The 19,871-nt window shown below is 66.6% G+C and carries 13 protein-coding genes; 11 read left to right on the top strand and 2 right to left on the bottom strand.

The window, feature by feature from the left end:
- The first annotated feature begins 4 nt into the window (after positions 1 to 4).
- The 4 genes from OTER_RS16600 (at position 5) to OTER_RS16585 (ending at position 3,574) form a co-directional block, all read left to right on the top strand.
- Positions 5 to 469, top strand: a complete 465-nt coding sequence (locus tag OTER_RS16600) for a 3-hydroxyacyl-ACP dehydratase FabZ family protein (protein WP_237702378.1) — start codon at positions 5 to 7, stop codon at positions 467 to 469.
- A gap of 112 nt (positions 470 to 581) precedes the next feature.
- Positions 582 to 1,424: an enoyl-ACP reductase FabI gene (locus OTER_RS16595; RefSeq protein WP_012376087.1), complete on the top strand. Its 843-nt coding sequence runs from the start codon at positions 582 to 584 to the stop codon at positions 1,422 to 1,424.
- A 29-nt stretch (positions 1,425 to 1,453) separates the two neighbouring features.
- On the top strand, positions 1,454 to 2,479 hold the full coding sequence (locus OTER_RS16590; RefSeq protein WP_012376086.1) for a 3-oxoacyl-ACP synthase III: 1,026 nt from the start codon (positions 1,454 to 1,456) through the stop codon (positions 2,477 to 2,479).
- 204 nt (positions 2,480 to 2,683) lie between these two features.
- Positions 2,684 to 3,574 carry an alpha/beta fold hydrolase gene (locus tag OTER_RS16585; RefSeq protein WP_012376085.1) on the top strand — a complete coding sequence of 297 codons (891 nt, stop codon included), beginning with the start codon at positions 2,684 to 2,686 and terminating at the stop codon, positions 3,572 to 3,574.
- Between the two features lie 110 nt (positions 3,575 to 3,684).
- Here OTER_RS16585 and malQ read toward each other — a convergent pair whose 3' ends face one another.
- Positions 3,685 to 5,292 carry a 4-alpha-glucanotransferase gene (gene malQ / locus OTER_RS16580; RefSeq protein ID WP_012376084.1) on the bottom strand — a complete coding sequence of 536 codons (1,608 nt, stop codon included), beginning with the start codon at positions 5,290 to 5,292 and terminating at the stop codon, positions 3,685 to 3,687.
- Between the two features lie 276 nt (positions 5,293 to 5,568).
- Between malQ and OTER_RS16575 the strand changes: the two genes are divergently transcribed.
- The 3 genes from OTER_RS16575 to OTER_RS16565 all read left to right on the top strand — a co-directional run bounded on the left by OTER_RS16575 (position 5,569) and on the right by OTER_RS16565 (position 10,145).
- Complete coding sequence (locus OTER_RS16575; RefSeq protein WP_012376083.1) at positions 5,569 to 6,915, top strand: glycosyltransferase; 1,347 nt, start codon at positions 5,569 to 5,571, stop codon at positions 6,913 to 6,915.
- A gap of 178 nt (positions 6,916 to 7,093) precedes the next feature.
- Positions 7,094 to 9,190: an HAD-IIB family hydrolase gene (locus OTER_RS16570; protein WP_012376082.1), complete on the top strand. Its 2,097-nt coding sequence runs from the start codon at positions 7,094 to 7,096 to the stop codon at positions 9,188 to 9,190.
- On the top strand, positions 9,183 to 10,145 hold the full coding sequence (locus tag OTER_RS16565) for a PfkB family carbohydrate kinase (protein ID WP_012376081.1): 963 nt from the start codon (positions 9,183 to 9,185) through the stop codon (positions 10,143 to 10,145). Before OTER_RS16570 ends, OTER_RS16565 begins: the two co-directional genes overlap by 8 nt.
- Positions 10,146 to 10,293: 148 nt before the next feature.
- Here OTER_RS16565 and OTER_RS16560 read toward each other — a convergent pair whose 3' ends face one another.
- Positions 10,294 to 11,844, bottom strand: coding sequence for a hypothetical protein (locus OTER_RS16560; protein WP_044891829.1), 1,551 nt, complete (start codon positions 11,842 to 11,844; stop codon positions 10,294 to 10,296).
- Positions 11,845 to 12,319: 475 nt separating this feature from the next.
- Here OTER_RS16560 and OTER_RS16555 point away from each other — a divergent pair, with 475 nt between their 5' ends.
- The 4 genes from OTER_RS16555 (at position 12,320) to OTER_RS16540 (ending at position 19,748) form a co-directional block, all read left to right on the top strand.
- On the top strand, positions 12,320 to 13,603 hold the full coding sequence (locus tag OTER_RS16555; RefSeq protein WP_012376079.1) for a WcaI family glycosyltransferase: 1,284 nt from the start codon (positions 12,320 to 12,322) through the stop codon (positions 13,601 to 13,603).
- A gap of 21 nt (positions 13,604 to 13,624) precedes the next feature.
- Positions 13,625 to 15,253: an exosortase/archaeosortase family protein gene (locus tag OTER_RS16550; protein ID WP_012376078.1), complete on the top strand. Its 1,629-nt coding sequence runs from the start codon at positions 13,625 to 13,627 to the stop codon at positions 15,251 to 15,253.
- A complete protein-coding gene (locus tag OTER_RS16545) occupies positions 15,250 to 17,853 on the top strand; it encodes a tetratricopeptide repeat protein (protein WP_012376077.1) in 2,604 nt (867 codons plus the stop codon). Before OTER_RS16550 ends, OTER_RS16545 begins: the two co-directional genes overlap by 4 nt.
- A 374-nt stretch (positions 17,854 to 18,227) precedes the next feature.
- The gene (locus tag OTER_RS16540) at positions 18,228 to 19,748 is read left to right on the top strand and encodes a M14 family metallopeptidase (RefSeq protein ID WP_012376076.1); all 1,521 of its coding nucleotides are present in this window, start codon (positions 18,228 to 18,230) and stop codon (positions 19,746 to 19,748) included.
- Positions 19,749 to 19,871 lie beyond the last annotated feature (123 nt).

Raw genomic sequence — 19,871 nt, 5'->3', positions numbered from 1 at the left:
CGCCGTGAAAATCTTGCGTGGATCGGAGGCGATGTCCGTTCCCGTCACTGAGCTTATCCCGCATCGTCCGCCGTTCCTCTTCGTCGATGAGATCGTCAGCGAGTCCGCTGACGGGCTCGTGGCGCGCCGCACTTGGCGCGCGGAGGAGGACTTTTACAAGGGGCACTACCCGGGCGCGCCGATCACGCCGGGCGTGCTGTTGTGCGAGGCGGTGTTCCAGACGGGCGCGCTCTACATCGCGCGGCAGGCCAGGCAGTCCGGAGTCGAGACGACGGACGGAGTGCCATTGCTGGCCAAGATCGACAGCGTGCGTTTTCGCAATCCGGTCTATCCGGGCGAGACCGTCACGATCGAGGTCAAGCGGAAGGAGCAGATGAGCGGGTTCATCATGATGAGCGGCAGCGTGAAATCCGGCGAGAAGCGCGTGCTCACCGTGGAATTTGCCGTGGCGTGGAAGAAACCGGAGTAGTAGCGAGCATCGAGGAGTGAGTCGTGCGCATCCGTCGCTGGCCGGCGGCACCGCAATTTCTGCCTGTATTTCTACTCGCTACTCGCTACCCACTACTCGCTACTTCTCCCCGATGTCCGACTTTCTTCAACTCACCGGCAAGCGGTTCCTGGTGCTCGGGGTGGCGAACCGGAAAAGCGTCGCGTGCGCCATCGCCAAGTCGCTCGAAGACGAAGGCGCCACGGTGATCTACAGCGTGCGTTCGGACGCGCGCCGCGCTTCGCTGGCCGGTCTCCTGAAGGATCGGCCGGTTTTCGTCTGCGACGTGGAGCAGGACGGCGCCGCCGGGCGGCTGGCGGCCGAGGTGGCCGCCGCGGGACACGCCCCGCTGCACGGCATCGTGCATTCGATCGCGTTCGCGAACTACGCCGAGGGCCTGAAGCCTTTTCACGAGACCAAGCGCGCTGACTTCCTGCAGGCGACGGCGATTTCGGCGTTTTCGCTGGTGGAGATGGCTAGCGCATTCCGACCACACCTGGCGAAGAACGCCTCGGTCGTGACGATGGGGATATCGTCGCTGCGCGTCACGCCGGACAATTACGGCTACATGGGGCCAATCAAGGCGGCGCTCGAATCCGCGGCGCGTTTCCTCGCGAAATCGTTCAGCGCCGAAAGCGAGGTGCGGTTCAACGTGGTGGGCGCGGGGCCGTTGAAAACCAGCGCGTCGGCCGGCATTCCGGGTTACCTCGAGAGCTATCTCTACGCGGAAAAGATGACCTTCCGGAAACGCGGGTTGGCGACGCAGGAGGTCGCCAACACCGCGCTGTTTTTGCTCAGCGAACGCAGCAGCGGGATCAACGGTGCGACGCTGGTGGTGGACGCCGGGCTCGGCTCGAACACCTTCGACCAGGAAATTATTCGGCTCGCGATGCGGCCGGACCCGGGAGCGCGGGCGTCCCGCCCGCAGGAACCCTGAAGGCGGGCGAGACACCCGCGCTGCCAAAGATGCGTTTCGAAAACGTCTGTCTCGAGTCGATCGCCGTCGCGCTCCCGGAGGAGGTATGGACCTCCGCCCAGATCGAGGCGCGACTGCAGCCGCTCTACGACCGGTTGCGGCTATCCGCGGGCCGGTTGGAACTCATGACGGGCATCCGCGAGCGGCGAATGTGGCCGGCGGGCACGCGGGCATCCGACGCCAGCGCCGCCGCGGGCCGCGCGGTCCTGCAGAAATCCCAACTGCGCGCGGCAGACGTGGAGTTGTTTATTCATGCGGCGGTCAGCCGCGACATGCTCGAACCGGCAACGGCTTCGTTCGCGCACCGCAAGATCGGACTGCCGGGCACGGCGCAGATTCTCGACGTGTCGAACGCGTGCCTCGGTTTCCTCAACGCGTTGACGCTCGCGGCCGGGTTGATCGAGAGCGGGCAGATCCGCTGCGCGATGATTGTCTCAGGCGAGAACGGCCGGCCGCTGCTCGAACAAACGCTGCGCACGCTGGTGGAGCAGCCGTTGACGCGGAACCAGATCAAACCCTTCTTCGCGAACCTCACGATCGGCTCGGCGGCGGTGGCGGCAATCGTGTGTCACAAGTCCCTGGTGACGGGACGGCCGCACCGGCTTTTGGGTGGCACGGCCCGCGCGGCGACGCAGCACAGCGATCTCTGCCAGGGCGACAACTACGCTGCGGAATCGCTCGTGATGCAGACGGACTCGGAGCAACTGCTCCTCGCCGGCGTCGCGCTCGCACAGGAGACGTGGCGGGATTTCACGACGGAGCAGGGGACCGACTTTGACCGTTTTGTGTGCCATCAGGTCGGTAGCGTGCACCGGCGCAAGCTGTACGAAACCCTCGGGCTCGATCTCGCGCGCGACTACTCGACGTTCGATCGATTGGGTAACACCGGCTCGGCGGCGCTGCCTTCGGCGCTGGCGCTGGCCGCGGAAGCGGGCGCGGTGACCGAGGGCATGCGGGTTGGCCTGCTGGGGATCGGCAGCGGACTCAACTGCCTCATGCTGGCCCTCGAATGGTGACGCAAATGCAACCACAGATGGACACAGATGGATACAACTACCATGGGCCGCAGCCGGCGCGGGCAGGTGCGGGACTGAGTCCCGATCGTCGCGGTGCGCGTAGGGCCAACTTGGATTTTGCGGCGGGTGGTGCGGGAGCGGTGGGCCTCGGATCATCGGTGTTCATCTCTGTCCATCTGTGGTGGGAGATCGGGTGATCCGGCGATGACCTCTTCGCTTCCAGGCTGGCTTGCGCGGCTCTATCCGTTCACGCCGCGGTCATTCACGACGCCGCGTGGCGCGCGCATGAGTTATGTGGACGAGGGTCCGCGCAGCGCGGAGGCCGTGCTGATGCTGCACGGCAATCCCACGTGGTCGTTCTACTATCGCGAACTCATCACCGCGCTCGTCCCGACGCTTCGCTGCATCGCGCCCGATCACGTCGGTATGGGGCTGTCGGACAAACCTGCCGGCTACGACTACTCGCTCGCGACGCGGATCGACGATGTCGCGGCGCTCGTGGCGCAACTCGGGCTTACGCGCGTGCATCTGGTCGTGCACGATTGGGGCGGTGCGATCGGTTTCGGTTTTGCGGCCCGACATCCGGCACTGATAGGGAAACTCGTCATCCTCAACACGGCCGCATTCGCCTCGCGGCACATTCCGCGGCGAATCGCGCTGTGCAAGGTGCCGGTGATCGGCCCGCTGCTGGTGCGAGGGCTCAATGGATTCGCCGGCCCGGCGACCTGGATGGCAATGCACCGGCGGGCGCTTACCCCCGATGAGAAGCGCGGATATCTGTGGCCGTATTCCTCGTGGGCGAACCGGGTCGCGGTGAGCGCGTTCGTGCGCGACATCCCGATGTCGCCGGCCTGTCGGAGCTGGGCGACCTTGACCGAAATCGAAAACGCGCTGCCGCACTTTCGCGACCGACCGGCGCTGATCCTGTGGGGCGGACAGGATTTCTGTTTCAACGATCACTTTCTCGCGCGCTGGCGCGAGCTGCTGCCGGCGGCCGAGGTCCAGCGGATCGCCGACGCGGGGCACTACGTGCTCGAAGACGCGCGGGAAGAAGTCATACCGCAGATCACGACGTTTTTCCGCGGCCGCGACTAAGCGGCGCAGAAATCACCGTAGCCGGCCTCGCTGACGTGGAGTTCGCGGCATAAAGCTGCTCTTACAACTCGAAGCGTACGCCGCAAGTCGCGCGGATGTGAGTATCCGGATTATTCGCCGGGCTCGGCGGGTTTCGGCTTCTGCGGCTCGCGGCCGTAAAGGAGCGCGAGTTCGCGCAGGTAGCTGGTGGCGCCGTTGCGCAGCGCGTTGAGTTGCTCGCGACGATAGCGCCACGCCCAGTTGCCTTGCGAGGTGCCGGGCGTGTTGAACCGTGCCTCACTGCCCAGCGTGAAGAGATCCTGCAGCGGAATGATCGCCAGCCGGCAAACCGAAGCGTAAGCCGCGCGAACGAAGTCCCACCCGATCTCGCGGCCGCTCACGCGCAGATAGCGGCGGACGTGATCCTGTGCGCCCTCGCCGAGCGTCGCGTACCAGCCCAGCGTGGTGTCGTTGTCGTGCGTACCTGGGTACACCACGCTGTTCGCGCGGTGGTTGTGCGGCAGGTAAAGGTTGTCCGGTCCCGAACCGAACGCGAACTGCAGGATCACCATGCCCGGCAGACCGGTGGCTTCGCGCAGCGCGATGACCGAGGGTACGAGTTCGCCGAGATCCTCGGCGATGAGCTTCGCGTCCGGCAGCGTCGCCCGCAGCGCCTCGAAAAACGCGAGCCCGGGGCCGTTCTCCCAGCGGCCCGTGCGGGCGTTCGGCGCGCCGGCCGGAATCGACCAGTAGGTGTCGAAGCCGCGGAAATGATCGATCCGCACCACGTCGTAGAGTTCGAAATTGGCGCGCAGCCGCGCGAGCCACCAGGCATAGTCGTCGTCGGCGTGCGCCGGCCAGTCGTAGAGCGGATTGCCCCAGAGCTGCCCGTCGGCGGAGAAATAATCGGGCGGCACGCCGGCGACCGCCGTCGGCCGGCTCGTTTTCGGATCGAGTTGGAAGAGTTCCGGGTGGGCCCAGACGTCGGCGCTATCGAGCGCGGCGAAGATCGGCGCGTCGCCGATGATCAGCACGCCGCGGTCGCGCGCGTGTTCCCGAATCAGCGCCCATTGGCCGAAGAACAAATATTGGATGAACTCGTAGGCCTCGGCACGATCCGCGACCTGCGCGGCGTGCGGCGACTTCCGTGCTGCTGCGAGCGTGCGCGCCTCGACGGGCCAGTCCCACCACGCACGGCCGCCGAAGTGTTCCTTCAAGGCCGAGAACAATCCGTAACTGCTGAGCCACGACGCGTGTCGCTGGCGAAACTCCGCGAAATCGCCATACGGCAGCGCGCGCTGGCGATCGCGGCGCCACGTGTCGTAGGCGGAGAACAACAACGGGAGCTTCTGATGAAAGAGCGCGCCGAAATCGACGTGGTCGGGATCGAGCTGACGCAGGGGGCGAACGGCTTCCTCGGTGACGAGCCCGGCGGTGACGAGCGCGGCCGGGTCGACGAGATACGGATTGCCGGCGAAGGCGGAGAAGCACTGGTAGGGCGAGTCGCCATAGCCGGTCGGACCGAGCGGACAGATTTGCCACGCACCGATCCCGGCCTCGGCGAAAAAGTCGATCAGCTTGCGCGCTTCGTCGTCGAAGGCGCCGACGCCGAACGCGCTCGGCAGCGCGGTGGGGTGGAGTAGCACGCCCGCCAGCCGGTCGTTGAGCCAGTGGAAAAGCGGCGCGGGCACGCGGCGGTCGGCGGGGGCAGGGAGGGCTTGGGAGGCGGAGCGGGCCATGATGGAGCCCGCAACTCTCGTGGGTTGGGCCCGAGATGTAAAGGAGCGCGCGCGGCGGCCGGCCGCTGAGTTCCCCGTTTTGGAGAGCGTCGGCGCTCCCGCGGCGCACGGCGGTAAGCTCGGAGGAAGTTTTTCCGGGAAAATCCGAGGTGAGCGTTGCGTGGTCGCCGGACCCGCGCTAATCTGCGGGCTTCGTTCAGCCTTCAGCGCCGTGGCGCGCACCCCCGCCGTCGTCGATTCGCCGGGGCTCACCCGGATTTAAACCAGCCAAACTTAATGACCCAATCGATCCTGCAAGCCGACAGCCCGCTCCCGCGTATCGCGATGATTTCCACCCACGGTTATGTGGCCGCTGTGCCGCCCCTCGGCGCGGCCGATACGGGCGGGCAGGTCGTCTACGTGCTGGAACTGGCGAAAAAGCTGGCGCAGCTCGGCTACGAGGTCGACATCTGGACGCGGCGGTTCGAGGACCAGCCGGAATATGACGTCGTGAACGAGCGCGTGCGCGTGATCCGGGCGCGTTGCGGCGGCCGGGAGTTCATCCCGAAGGAATACCTGGTCGAGCACCTGCCGGAGTGGAACGAGCATGCGCTGCGCTTCATCCAGCGGCACAAGCTCAACTACAGTTTCATCAACAGCCACTATTGGGACGCTGGCGTCGCCGGCCAGCACCTCAGCGAGGTGCTCGACGTCCCGCACGTGCACACGCCGCATTCGCTCGGGCTGTGGAAACAGCGGCAGATGGAGCGCGACTATCCCGACGACAGCGGCAAGTTCGAGAAACAATACAACTTTCGCCGGCGCGTGCACGAGGAGCGGAAGCTTTATCTCGACTGCCATCTGGTGGTCGCGACCACGCCGCCGCAGCTCGACTTCCTGATCAACGATTATGGCGTGCCGGCGGAGAAGGTGCGCATGGTGCCGCCCGGGTACGACGACAATCGCTTCTACGCGGTCGGCGACGCCACCCGGCAGGCGATTCGAAACCGGCTGGGCTTCAGCGGCTCGGTCGTGCTCGCGCTCGGCCGGCTCGCCCGCAACAAGGGCTACGATCTGCTGATCGACGCGTTCAGCCTGGTCGCGCAGCGGGAGCCGACAGCGAACCTCCATCTCGCCATCGGCGGCGAGGACCTGAACGAGTTCGAGACGAAGCTGCTCGCGGAATACCAGGCGCTCGCGGCGCAATCACCCGCGGCGGACCGGATCAAGTTCGGTTCGTTCATCACCGAAGAGGAATTGCCCGACTATTATCGCGCGGCGGACATGTTCGTGTTGTCGAGCCGCTACGAACCGTTCGGCATGACGGCGATCGAGGCGATGGCTTCAGGCACGCCGACGGTGGTGACGGTGCACGGCGGACTGTATCGCGCGCTCTCCTTCGGGCGGCACGCGCTGTTCGCGGATCCGTTCGATCGCGAGGATCTCGGCATCACCATGGCGAAAATCTTCCGCCATCCGCGACTGCGCGGGCGTTTGTCCCGCATGGGCGCGCACAAGGCGCGGAGTCTGTTCACGTGGACCGGCATCGCGCAGCAGCTCGTGGCCGCGGTCGAACATCGTCCCTCGACCACGGTGACCCTCGACGACAAGGAGTGGGACGAGCCGTGGAATGACAACGATTGAGGCGGCGAGCCAACTGGCGCCGCGAACGCGGCCCGGGCGTCCGGGCCGCGCCACACCGCTGGAACACTTGGGCGGCGACGCGCCGCCGATACGCCCGCCGGAATCGATGCCTGAACCCTGAGTGCCGGGCGGTGCGACTTGCGCGCGCGGCGCTCCGGCATCTACTGACGTCCTCATCATGGCCTCAACCACCCCCCCGCCGATCCGGATCTTCTCTTCGGATCTCGACGGCACCTTGCTCGGCAATCCCGAGTCAACGCAGCGTTTCAAGCAAACCTGGGAGGCGCTCCCGGCGGGGAACCGTCCGCTGCTGATCTTCAACAGCGGGCGAACCGTGAAGGACACCCGCGCGTTGGTCCACGCGCGCAAACTGCCGGAGCCGGACTTCATCATCGGCGGCGTGGGCACCGAGTTGTTCGATCCCAAGAACCGTCCCGAGCTGGCGGATTTCGGCGCCCAGTTCGGCGAAGGCTGGGATCTCGCGAAGGTCGAGGAGATCGTTGGTTCCATGCCGGGCATTGAGCGCCAGCCGCCGGAGTTCCTGCATCCCTACAAGTCGAGCTGGTATTGGCACCGCGTGGATCGCGAAAAAATCCGCGCGCTGCAGGAGAAGCTGGCCGCGGCGGGGCTGAAGGCGGCGGTGGTGTATTCGAGCCTGCGCGATCTCGACGTGCTCCCAAGCCGGGCGACGAAGGGCAACGCGCTCGTCTGGTTGTGCGAGCGATTGCAGATTCCCCTCGAGCAGGTGCTGGTGGCCGGCGATACCGGCAACGACTCGAGCATGTTCCTCATTCCGGGCGTGCAGGGCATCGTGGTGGAGAACGCGCAGCCGGAGTTGTTCGAAGCGGTGGTAAAGCTGCCCGCGTTCGTCACGCATCAGATCATGGCCGACGGCGTGTTGGAAGGGTTGAAGCACTTCGGGATCATTCCGGAGGTGCCGCGGCCGCGCAGCCTGCCCGCGCGCGAACGGCAGCGGGGGGTGTGGAAGGGGATGCTCTTCGGCCCGGAATCGCTCCGCAGCCTGAGCAGCGAGGATCGCGAGCTGATCGCCATCGGCTACGAGAAAGCGCTGGTGGCGCTCCACAAGAACATCACCCCGCTCGGATTCTCCGCGTGTTCGCTGACCGACAACGCGGTCACCGGCACCGACGTGAACTATCGCAGCATCTGGGCGCGCGACGGCTGTTTCACGGTCGTGCAGACGATCGACATGGATGAACCGGAGATCCGCGAGGCGCAGCTGCAGACGCTGCGCACGCTGCTTGACGCGATCAGCCCGGCCGGTCAGGTGCCGGCCAACGTCCGCATCGAGACGAGGGAGCCGGAGTATGCGGGCATCGGCGGCATCTGCTCGGTGGACAGCGGACTGTGGCTCATCAATGCGGTTTACCATTACGTCACCGTCACCGGTGATCTCGCGCTGCTGGAGGAATACCAGCCGCGGTTGCAACGGGTGATGGACTGGCTGTCGGCACAGGACTCGAACACCGACGGACTCATCGAGGTGCCCGAGGCGGGCGACTGGACGGATCTGTTCGGCCGCAGCTATCACGTGCTCTACGACGAGGTGCTGTGGTATCGCGCGAATGTCTGCTTTGGCCGGCTGCTGGAATACCGGCGGGATTTCGACCGGGCGGCGGATTATCTGCGCTGGTCGCAGCACATCGCGGGAAAGATCAAGCTCTCCTTCTGGCCGAGCACTGGCGCGGAGCACGCGCAGCGGATCACGTTCGCGGATCGGCAAACCTCGCTGGGCGACTCGCAGTACCTCCTGGCCGAGATCACGCCGTTCAGCTTCAACTGGCGCTGCGACGTGCTGGGCAACATCCTCGCGTTTCTCACCAACGTGATCGACATCGAGCGCGCGCGCACGGCGTTTCGCTTCATGTGGGGCGTGGGCGTGAACGATCCCTATCCGGTGGCCAACCTCTATCCGGCGGTCCAGTCGGGCGATCCCGACTGGCGGCCGTATTACACGGTGAATCTGCTGAACCTGCCGCATCACTACCACAACGGCGGCATCTGGCCGTTCATCGGCGGCATGTGGGTGCGGTTCATTCATCGGCTCGGGTTGCAGGACATCGCGCGCACGGAACTCGTGAAGCTCGCGCGCGTGAACCAGCTCGGGAAAATCGAGCCCTGGGAATTCAACGAATGGGTGCACGGCACGACCGGCCGGCCGATGGGCAAGGCCTATCAAGCGTGGTCGGCGGCGGCCTATCTGCGCGCGTGCCAGGAGCTGCACCTCGGCGCCGGGGCTTTGACCGATGACTGACGCACGCAAAAAAAGCGCCGCTCGCCCCGGCGCCGCGAGCAAGGCACCCGCGGTGGTCTGCTTCGGCGAGGTGCTGTGGGACTGCCTGCCGCGCGGGTTGTTTCTCGGCGGGGCGCCGATCAACGCGGCGTATCACCTCTCGCGCCAGGGGCTCCGGGCATTGCCGGTGACCACCGTCGGCAACGATTTCCTCGGCGAGGAAGCGCGGCGGCGCATCGCTGCGTGGGGCCTGGATGTGACTTTCGTGGGCGTGGACCGCCAGCGGCCGACCGGCACGGTGAGCGCGGTGCTCGATGCCGCGGGCCAGGCGCACTACGAGATCGCGCGTCACGTCGCGTGGGACCGGATCGAGGCCTCGGGCCGGCTGCGGCGCGTGTCGCCCGCGCCGGCCGCGATCGTGCATGGCACGCTCGCGCTGCGGGAGCCGCCGAACCGGCTCGCGCTCGCGACGCTGTGGCGGACGTGGCCTGACGCGTGGCGGGTGGTGGATCTGAACTTCCGGTCGCCGTTCGATACCGCGGCCCTGAGCGCGTTTGCATTACGGCACGCGCAATTCGTGAAGCTCAACGACGAAGAGCTCGTGCGGCTGACGCCGGGGCGCGGGCACGACCCGGCCGCGCTGGCACGGCGCGCGCGCGCATTCGCGGAGCACCACGAGATCCCGCGAGTCTGCGTGACCGCGGGCAGTCGCGGCGCGGGGCTCTGGTGGGAAGGCGCCTGGTTCTGGGAGGACGCGCGGCCGGTGCAGGTGCGCGACACGGTCGGCGCGGGCGACGCGTTTCTCGGCGGGTTTCTCGGCGCATGGCTCGGGCGCGGCGCGTCGCCCGAACGCGCCTTGGCGACGGCTGCGCGGGTGGGGGAGTTTGTGGCGGGCTGCGACGGCGCGACGCCGGATTACCGCGTCGATGCGGCGGGGCGGCCGCTGCGAGGGCGCTCCGATGCGGCGGATCGGTAAAGCGTGCACTCGGACGTGCGCGATGTAGCGGCAGGCCTCTGTGCCTGCCGGCGGGCCGTTCCTTAGGCAGGCAGGGACGCCTGCCGTTACTGATCGCAGCAAGCGCGCGTTGAGGGCAACGCGCCCCACGCGGCACGTCCGCGGCAGATCAACGTGCGGTGATGCGATTGTCGTCGAGCGCGAGCCGGTCGAAGCGCGGCCGCGTGAACACGTCCGGCACGTTTTCCGTCTCGATCACGTTGCCGCGAACGACGATCTCGCCCTCGCTTCCGTGCTTCTGCGACTGGATGTCCGAGTGCGTGTCGAGCACGACCGCGACGCCGCGCGCGCGGATCCGGTTCTCCAGGAATCGCAGGTCGCCGCAGGATTTGCCGGCGATGATGACGTTCGCGAGTTCGCGTCCGCCGGTGATCTCGAACGTGCAGCGCGTGACCTCGCAGTCGAAATTGAATTCGGTGAAGGCGACGTTTGCGTCGACGAAGCTGCAGCCGGCGAACACGACGCCGCCGAAGGACCGCGCGAACTGCATCCCCGCGGCGGGGCGCGCCACGATCCGGCAGCGGTCGAAGCGCGCGAACCGGCCACCGTCGCCGTCGATGGTGAGCCCGCCCTTGAAGCCGCCGTCGCGCAGATCACGCAGGAACGTGCAGTCGGCGAACGCGACCTCGTAGCTGTTGGAAACGACGAGCGCCTTCCGCCGGCCGACGATCTGCAGGTTTTCGCAACGGAAATTTCGCACCGTGCGCGTGAGCTTCACGATCGAGCGCGCCTTGCCGACCTTCGCTCCCGCCGCGATCCGCGTGCCCGGCGGCGCGTTGCTGCGGCCGGGATTCTCCAACCGCACCACGGCGGGCCGGCCGTTCCGCCCCGCCTGCACGCGGGTGACGCGGAAAAGGTTTTCCCCGATGCTGACCGTTGCGCGCGCGTCCGGCACAAAGAACCCCGGCCCGGTGCGCAGACTCACCTTCGCCTCGCGACCGGGCTTCGGCATCTCGAGTTCCTCCGCGACCTCGCCGGCCCAGTTGAAACGCTCGAGGGTGTAGTCGCGCGCGAACGGAAAGCGGAACACCAGCCGCCCGGCGGGCTCGACGCGCGCGATCTCGTTGAATTCGCCGTAATCCTGGTCGTAGCGGTTGGCTCCGTTGCGGATGAAGACGAGCTCGCCCGCACGGAACTCGCGGCTGAGCTCCGGCTGAACCAGCGCGACCGTGTCGCTGCCGCGCGCGCCGGCCTCGGCCGCGTAGGCAAACTCACGGCCGGCGCCTTCCAGCCAGCCGACGTGGCGATACGGGGCCACCGACAAGCCATCAGGAATGTCTGCCGCGGTCGCGAGAATCGTGCGTTCCGCGCCGTCGCCGGTGATGCGCACGTTGTCGCGCCAGATCCGCCAGGGGAAACGACCGGTCACGTAGTGTCCGACCGGAAAGTGAATCGTGCCGCCGTCCTCGGGCAGCGCGCGCTTCGCGGCTTCGAACGCCACTTCGTCGATCGACCACTGCGGCGAATCGACGAAGGGGAACTCCCTCTGCAGCGCGCGCAGCGACGAGAAGCGGCGCGACTCGATCCACTCGCCGACGCGATGGAGCTGACCGTCGCCGATCGCGCCGAAGTCCCGCACGTTGAGTGTGACTTCGCGAGTTGTCGCCGGTGTGAGGTCGGCAGCGGACGCGGCATTGCCGGCGCCGAGCGCGGCGCACAAGAGGACGGATCCGAAGCGGCACGCGAGGGAAGCACCGAACGAAGCTGACACAGTTCGTGCACTGTCAGCGCGACGGAGGTCCGGTTCCGCGAGTTGCGCGCTCCAACGCGGCGAGTCGGAGCGCGAATGCGTGACGGGTTCTGCTACGAAGCGTGGTGAGGCAACGCTGCACCTTTCAATTCACGGGCGAGACGCCCGTGCCACGAGGGCAACGCGATCCACGCGCGAGGCACGCGGGTCGAGGACAATGCCCGACCATGGGTCGGAATTTCCCCGAGTGGTTCCAGCGGGGATCCACCGGGTTCCACTCGGGGCGAAACGAATTTTCGGCGCGGAAGTGACCCGATTTCGGCGGACGGACATCGGCTGTAGGTTGGGGCGACCATCGATCAGCCAAGCCGTCGCCGGCCCACTGCTCCCGTTTCGCCCCGAACGAGGCGGCGCCGGGCGAGGGATTCCATACCAGCTCTCGTTCATGAAAATCCTCCTCTGGGGTATCAACTACCGCCCTGAATCCACCGGCATCGCGCCGTTCAATGCCGAGCTCGCGGAGTATTTCGCGCGCCGCGATGCGGAGATTTCCGTCGTCACCGGCTTTGCGTACTATCCGCTCTGGCGCAAGGCGCCGGGTGATCGCTGGCGGTTGTTTCGTCGCGAGCAGATCAATGGCGTCGAGGTACATCGCTGCGGCCAGTTTGTGCCGGCGCGCGTGTCCACCGTGACGCGCATCCTCCACGAGTTGAGCTTTGGGCTCACCTCGCTGCTGCGCGTGCTGCTGCTGCCGCGCGCCGATCTCTACCTCGTCGTCAGCCCGCCACTCTGCCTGGGCTTTTTCGCCTGGATCGCGACGCGGCTGAAGCGCAGCCGATTCATTTTTCACGTGCAGGATCTGCAGCCCGGCGCCGCGGTCGGACTCGGGATGGTCAAGAGCCGCGGATTCATCCGGCTGCTCTACGCGCTCGAGCGCTTCGCCTACCGGCACGCGGCCGCGGTGTCGGGGATCTCCGACGGCATGATGGACGAATTCCGACGCAAAGGCGTGCCGGCACGGCGGCGGATCTATTTTCCCAACTGGCTGCGCGGCGGACCGAGTGGCGCGGCCGAGGCGAACGATTTTCGCGCGCGGTTCGGCCTGCCCGCGGATCATCTGCTTGCGGTCTACTCCGGCAATCTCGGCCGCAAGCAGGGCATCGAGATCCTGCTCAGCGCCGCGGAACGACTGGCGCGCGATCCTGCCACCGCGGCGCGGCCTGTCACCGTGGTGATCGCGGGCGCTGGCGCGGAACGCGCGGCGCTCGAAGCGCGCGTGAACGCGCTCAACCTGCCGCAACTGCGGCTGCTGCCGTTGCTGAGCGACGAAGATTACGCGGCCATGTTGCAGACGGCGGATCTAGGGCTGATCACGCAGGCACCGGGCACCGGGCGGTATTTCTTTCCGAGCAAGCTGCTGTCGTTGCTGCAAGCGGGCCTGCCGGTGGCGACGGTGGCGGACGCCGACAGCGAGCTCGCGCGCGCGGTGGAGGAGGGCGGCTTCGGGATCAACGTCCTGCCGGGCCAGCCCGCGGAACTCGCGAGCGTGCTGGGCCGGCTGGCGGCGGATCGCGGCGCGTTGGAACGTTTGCGTGAACGTACGGTCTGGGTGCGACGATTCGACGCGGCGCGCGTGCTGCCTCAGTTCGCGCACAATCTCGAGCAGATCGTGACAGGGCGTGAACCCACACCGGCCTTGGTGGGGCAACATGAACCTTCGCGACTTTAGCGCGTCTATGCTGGCCCCTCTATGGCATTATCCGGCCTCCCGACCTCCCGCGTAGGGCTCGTGAACGCGAGCATTCCGCTCACCCGCCTCAGCCTCGGTTGGTGGCTCAGCCTCGGCTTGCTGGCCGTGGGCTGGCTGCTGGTTTTGAACCAGCAGCGGCTCGAATGGACGGTGAACCCGACCTACGCCTATGGCTGGGCGGTGCCGCTGCTCGCGGGGTATTTGTTTTACGAACGCTGGCGCTCGCGTCCGCGCACGCATAGCCGGGGCGAGCGGCGCGCCTGGCTCATCGTGCCGGCGCTGCTGCTGCTGGCATATCTGCCCGTCCGCGTGGTGCAGGAGGCGAATCCCGACTGGGTGAAGGTCAACTGGATCATGGCCGGATTGATGATCGGCATGTCGCTCAGCGCGGTGTTTTCGCTCAGCGGCTGGCGCGCCATGCTCTATTGCGCGTTCCCGATTCTGTTCATGATGACGGCGCTGCCCTGGCCGGTGTGGATCGAGGACACGCTGACGAAATCGCTGATGCACCTGAACGCGTCGGCGGCGGCCGAGGTGCTGACCCTCGCCGGCTACCCCGCGCTCACCAAGGGCAACATGATCCTCATCGGCTCGTCCTGGGTGAACGTCGAGGAGGCGTGCAGCGGCATCCGGTCGCTGCAAACGGCGTTCATGGTGTCGCTGTTTTTCGGTGAGTTTCACCGGCTGGGCTGGCTCGCGCGTGGCGCGCTGATGCTAGGTTCGTTCGCCATCGCGTTCCTGCTGAATTTCGGGCGGACCGTGACGCTGACGTTCCTGGGCGGCGTCGGGGGCAACGAGCTTTCGGAAAAATGGCACGACACGGTGGGCAACGTCGTGATGGGGCTGTGCCTGCTCGCGCTCTGGCTCTTGGCGGAAGCCTTCCAGCGCTGGCGCCGGCGTCCGGTCGCCGTGGGAGCGCTGCCGCCGGTGCCGCCCGCGCATGCGCCTTTTCCCGCGTGGTTCGCGCTGGCGGGCGTGCTGTGGTTCGCGGTCGCGGAAGCGAGCACGCTCGGGTGGTATCGTTATCACGAACGCGGGGCGGAGCCGCCGGTCGCGTGGAACGTGGACTGGCCCAAGAACTCCCCAAGTTATCGCGAGGATACGCTGGGGGAACGTTCGCAGGCGCTGCTCAAATACAACGAGGGCACGATCGCGTCGTGGCGCACCGAGAACGGCTACCGCTGGCAGATGTATTACCTGCGCTGGCTGCCCGGCCGCGTGTCGAAATTCCTCGCGGGCGGCCATTATCCGACGGTGTGCCTGCCGGCCAGCGGACTGCGGCTCGTTTCGGAAACCGGCACGTTCACGTGTCAGGTCGGCGCCCTCGCCATCCCGTTCCGCACCTATCTTTTCGATGACAACGGCCGCGATGTGTATGTGTTTCACGCGATTCTCGAGGACAATGCTGACAGCTACGAACAGCGCATCGTGTACCGGCAGGCGAATTCCACCGAGCGGTTGAATTCGGTGCTGCGCGGTGAACGCAATCTCGGCCAGCGGGTCATCGGCGTGGCGATCACCGGTCCGCTCGACGCCGCCGAAGCGCAGCAGACGTTGCAGGCCACGCTGCAGGACATCGTGGTCACGTCCCCGACGTCCGACGCTCTCGCCAGTCTTCCCCACCCATGAAGTTCTTCGGATCCAAAGCCCGGTTGCGCCGCTGGATTGTCGCCCTGCTGGCGCTGGCGGTGATGTTGCCGGTCGGCTACTTCGCGGCGCGTGAATTTGCGCTGCCGGCCTATCGGCAATGGCGCGAATCGAAGCTCACGCGCATGACCGAAGAGTTCATGGCGAAGGGCGACTACGACAACGCGCTGCTGACGGCGCGTCAGGCGCTGCGGCGGAACCAGCGCAGTCTCACGCATTGGCGGCTGGCGGCCGAGGCGGCGCACGCCAAGAACGTGCCGGAGGTCATCTATTATCAGCGCAACGTGGTGCAATTGCAGCCGACGCTGGAAAACCAGCTCCAGTTGCTGCGCTGGGCATTGCAGTTCGGCGCCTATCGGGACGCGCTCGACGTGATCGAGCACATCGACCCTGCCGCCAAGCAGAATCCCGAATTTCACGCGCTGGCGGCACGCACGTATCTCGCGCTCGGCCGGCCGATCGCCGCCAAGCTGAACCTGTACTCGCTCCTGAGCCTGCGGCCGGACGACCATGCCGCGCGGCTCAACCTCGCGGAGATCGAGCTGGCCGAGGACACGGAAGGGAAGAACTCCGGGGTGCGCCAAACGATCACCGAGCTGAGCCGGGTGCCGGAATTGCGGCTGCGAGCCCTGGCGCTGTTGTTGCAGGACGCGGTGCAGCGCGAGGACCGATCGCAAGCGGCGGCGCTCGCCGATCAGCTCAACGCGGAGCCGAATCTCAGCGCTGAGCAACGCGTGCTGGTGCTTTCGGGACTGGACGTCGGTGCGCCGGACCGCGCAGCCGCGTACCGGCAGAAAGTCCAGGACGAGTTCGCCGGCGATCCGCGCGCCGTGGTGGCGCTCGCCAATTACTATCGCCGCTCAGGTTCGCCGCTGGAAGCGCGGCGCTGGTTCGATTCGCTGCCGCGCGAGGTGCGGGAAGACACCGGCGTGCAGGAGGCGATCGCCGCCGCCTTCCTCGAATGGCGCGAATGGGCGCGGCTGGATCAGGCGATTTCGGGCACGCAGTGGAAGGAACGCGAGTTCATGCGCCAGGCGATGATCGCCTATTCCGCGCGCAAGAACGGCCGGCTGGCCGACGCGGGCAATGCCTGGCGACTCGCGGTGATCCAGGCCGGGGACAATGTTCGGAGCACCTCCGAGCTGCTCGCACTCGTCGGCCGATGGGGCTGGCAGTCGGAGCAATATGACCTCGTCTGGAAGCTGTTCGCGCTGCTGCCGCGCAACGAATCGATCAGCCGCCAGCTCATCGCGTGGGAACGCGCCCAAGGCCACACCGCGAACCTGAATCGCATCTTCGCGCGGCTTTCCGAGTTCTCCAACGAGGACCCGATGGTGCGGAACAACTTCGCCTACACGAGCCTGCTGCTCAACGCCAACCTCTCGAAAGCCTACGAGTACGCGCGGCTCAACTATCTCGCCGAGCCGGAGAACCCGTTCTACGTCACGACCCAGGCGTTTGCGCTCTACAAGCAGAACAAGCCGGCCGATGCGCTCGCGTTGCTCGAATCGCTGCGACCCGCGGCGCTGACGACGCCCGAGCGGCTGTTGTTCCGCGCGTTGTTTCACGCGTCGACAGGCGACGTCACGGGCGCCACGGATCTGCTGAGCGGATTGCGCTCGGCGGGCTTCCTGCCCGAGGAGCGCAAGCTCCTGGCCGAGACCACGTCGGAGATCGCCCGCCTCAACGGCCAGCGCGGCCAGGATCAGCGGCTCGTGGCGCTGAACACTCGGGGCGAGATCGATCGGACGAAAGGGTGGCTGCACCTGCTGCCGGAGCTGGTGCAGACCAGCGCGACCATGGACATGCAGACGACGGATTCGCTGATGGCGATGGGCGATCTCAGCGGGCTGGCGGTGCAGCTGCGCAAGGGTGCGTGGGGCGACTTCGAGCACCTGCGGATGGCCGTGACCGCTTATGCCGCGCGCCAGCGCGGCGATGCGAGCTCGGCGCGTTCCTACTGGCGGACGGCGCTGGGCGCCGCATCCGGCGACGTGGATAAACTTCGTCACCTGGAAAAACTCGCGGCGTCGTGGGGTTGGCAGGGTGAGAAGGTCGACGCGCTGGCGCGGATTTTCGACATCGATCCCGGCAATCGCGCCGTGTTCGCCGAGTTGATGGATTACAACCGCAGTGCAGGTCGCACGCCGGAGTTGGTGTCGGTGCTCACGGCCTATCTTTCGGCGCACCCGGGCGATCAGGCGCAGCGATGCGGCTTCGCCTACTATAGCCTGCTGAGCGGGTTGAACATCGCGCGGGCCTACGTCGCGGCGCAGGAGGCCTACCAGGCCGCGCCGACGGATCCGCAGAGCCGTTTGGTGTACGCGTTCTCGCTGTGGAAGCAGGGGCGGCCGCAGGAAGCCTGGGAGGTGCTCGAATCGCTCAACGGCGATGAGCTGCAACTCGCGCCAGCCGCGTTGATTCGGGCCGCGGTCTTGGCGGACATGGATCGGCGCGACGATGCGGCGCGTTTCCTGAAAGAGTTCGACACGGCCAAGGCCCTTCCCGAAGAGGCGAAGCTCGCCCTGATGGTGGAGAGCAAGCTGAAATCGGATTCGCGCGTTTCGGGGATGAACTATTAACGGCTGGCCGCGCTCGTATTCCGGATCGCGTCGCGTGGCTCTCCCGATCCGCGCCAAGCACGCGTGGGTGCGCATTTGATGGTCGGCGGCGACGACCAATTTCGGGTTACAGGTGTAACATCAAATCGGTCGTTGGGGGCGAGGGGCAGACAATTGGGCGAAGAGGGCGTGCGCGTAGGCATCGGGAAAACTACCGGGTGCGCCATCGGTGTTGCTAAGCGAATGTGAATCGGGGTCGGGACTAGGATGCTCGTTGAACTGGAGGGCGGCTGTTCCGAAAAAAACAGCGCCACGTCCCGTTTGTTCGCTCGTCCGGCAGCCCGGCGGCGGTGCGTGGTGAAGCCTCACGGCTTCCAACCACCTGATCCACCGCAATGTTCACCCGCATCGGCGCCCTGTGCGTCGCACTCTTCCTCTTCCTCGCCGCGGCGACGCAGGCCGAAGAGGTGTTTGTCGGCAGCTTCGCCGAACCACGGGACGGGGGGAATCTCGACATCAGCCGCTCGAGCTTTGATGGCAACACGGTGCTGATCGTGCCGCGGGCGCATGCCAGTGAGGCGCTGAACGGCTCGACGCGCTGGCGGAATGTTCTGTTCGCAGTCCGCGGTGTCGCCGGACGCGCGCCGGCCTTCCGCCTGCCGCTGCGTTCGCCCGTGACCGGAAAGACGATTCTCGCGGGCGATCTCGTTTCGTACGAAAACGTGAAGCTGGTGTGGAGTTACGACCCAGACTCCGTGCAATGGAACACGTTCGAGCACTACGCACGGACCGGGCGCACGTCGGCGGAGTGGACCGTCGAGGCGAAGAACGAAACCGCGTTCACGCAGGACGTGGTCTATGTCTCGATCAACGAGCACTTCCCGGTCGCGGGCTTTTACGAGTGGATCGAGACCGAGGTGCTGCTGCACCCGCTGGTGCGGCCCACGCCGAGTGAAACGACGCCAGGTACGTTCGTGATCGGCTACCAGTCCGGTGCCGCCGCGTCGGCCGCCTGCAGTCGCCCTGTGCCGGACATGCCGCTGTTCGGTTTTGTGATTCGCGATCCGCTCGCGCAGCCGAAGAAGCTGGTGATGCTCGTCAGCGGCCAGCATCCCTACGAAGGGCAAAACAAGGTCGCGCTGCAGGCCGCGGTCGACTGGATCTTGAACTCGCCCAGCGCCGAAGCGCAGGCGTATCGCGCGACTTACGTGACCCTGGTCTATCCGTTCGTCAATCCGACGGGCGAACTCGCCGGACTCTGGCGCGGCACGGCTTACCAGCCGACGAAGGACACAAATCGGAACTGGCACACGAGTGAGACGATCCCGTCCCGCAATCGCGGCATCGACACGGTGATCGTGCACAAGAACGCGCTCAAAAAGGACATCGCCGCCCTCGGGCTCGGCGAGCCATTAGCGGCGTTCGACTACCACCAGAATTTCGGCGACTACCCGGGGCAGCTCGACTATGTGCTGCACTCGTCTCCCTCCGCGCTGACGACTGCTCCGCTGGCGCGCCGCGTCGCGGGCACCGACCTCGCAGCCTACACCACGCGATTGAATGGTGCGGCGCCGATGGCCAGCAAGCCGTCGGATCCGACCACGCAGGAAACCCTGCGCGGCTACCTGATCGCACGCGGCGTGGCCCTACCGCTGACCTTCGAACGCAGCGTCTACAACAACATCGCCAGCGAATGGGACTTCGGGGTTGCCTCCGTCGCGGCACTCGTTGATCCGGCGACGGTGGTGCCGCTCGCAGAGCCGCCTCCGCCGGCGGTCGCGTCCGCAATCACGTTCAAGGGTCGCACGCTGAAGGCGAAGCCGACACCAGCGCCCGCGCCGCCGTCCCAGCGCGTCCTGCCGATCGTGGAGCATTCGGAACCGCCAGCGCGCGTGGGTCAGACCGCCGAAGGGTAGCTTCCATTTACCGGGCGGGGTCGGAGTCGCGGACCCGCCGCTGTCGTGGCCGCGAGCGTCGCCGACGGTTTGCGGGTGTCCCCGGCGGCGCGAAGAACGCCTGGCCCGCACGACCGTGGCACC

The sequence above is a fragment of the Opitutus terrae PB90-1 genome, assembly GCF_000019965.1.
GTDB classification, from domain to species: Bacteria; Verrucomicrobiota; Verrucomicrobiia; order Opitutales; family Opitutaceae; genus Opitutus; species Opitutus terrae.
The sequence above is the reverse complement of the archived record's forward strand: the minus strand, read 5'-3'. Positions and strand labels throughout refer to the sequence as shown.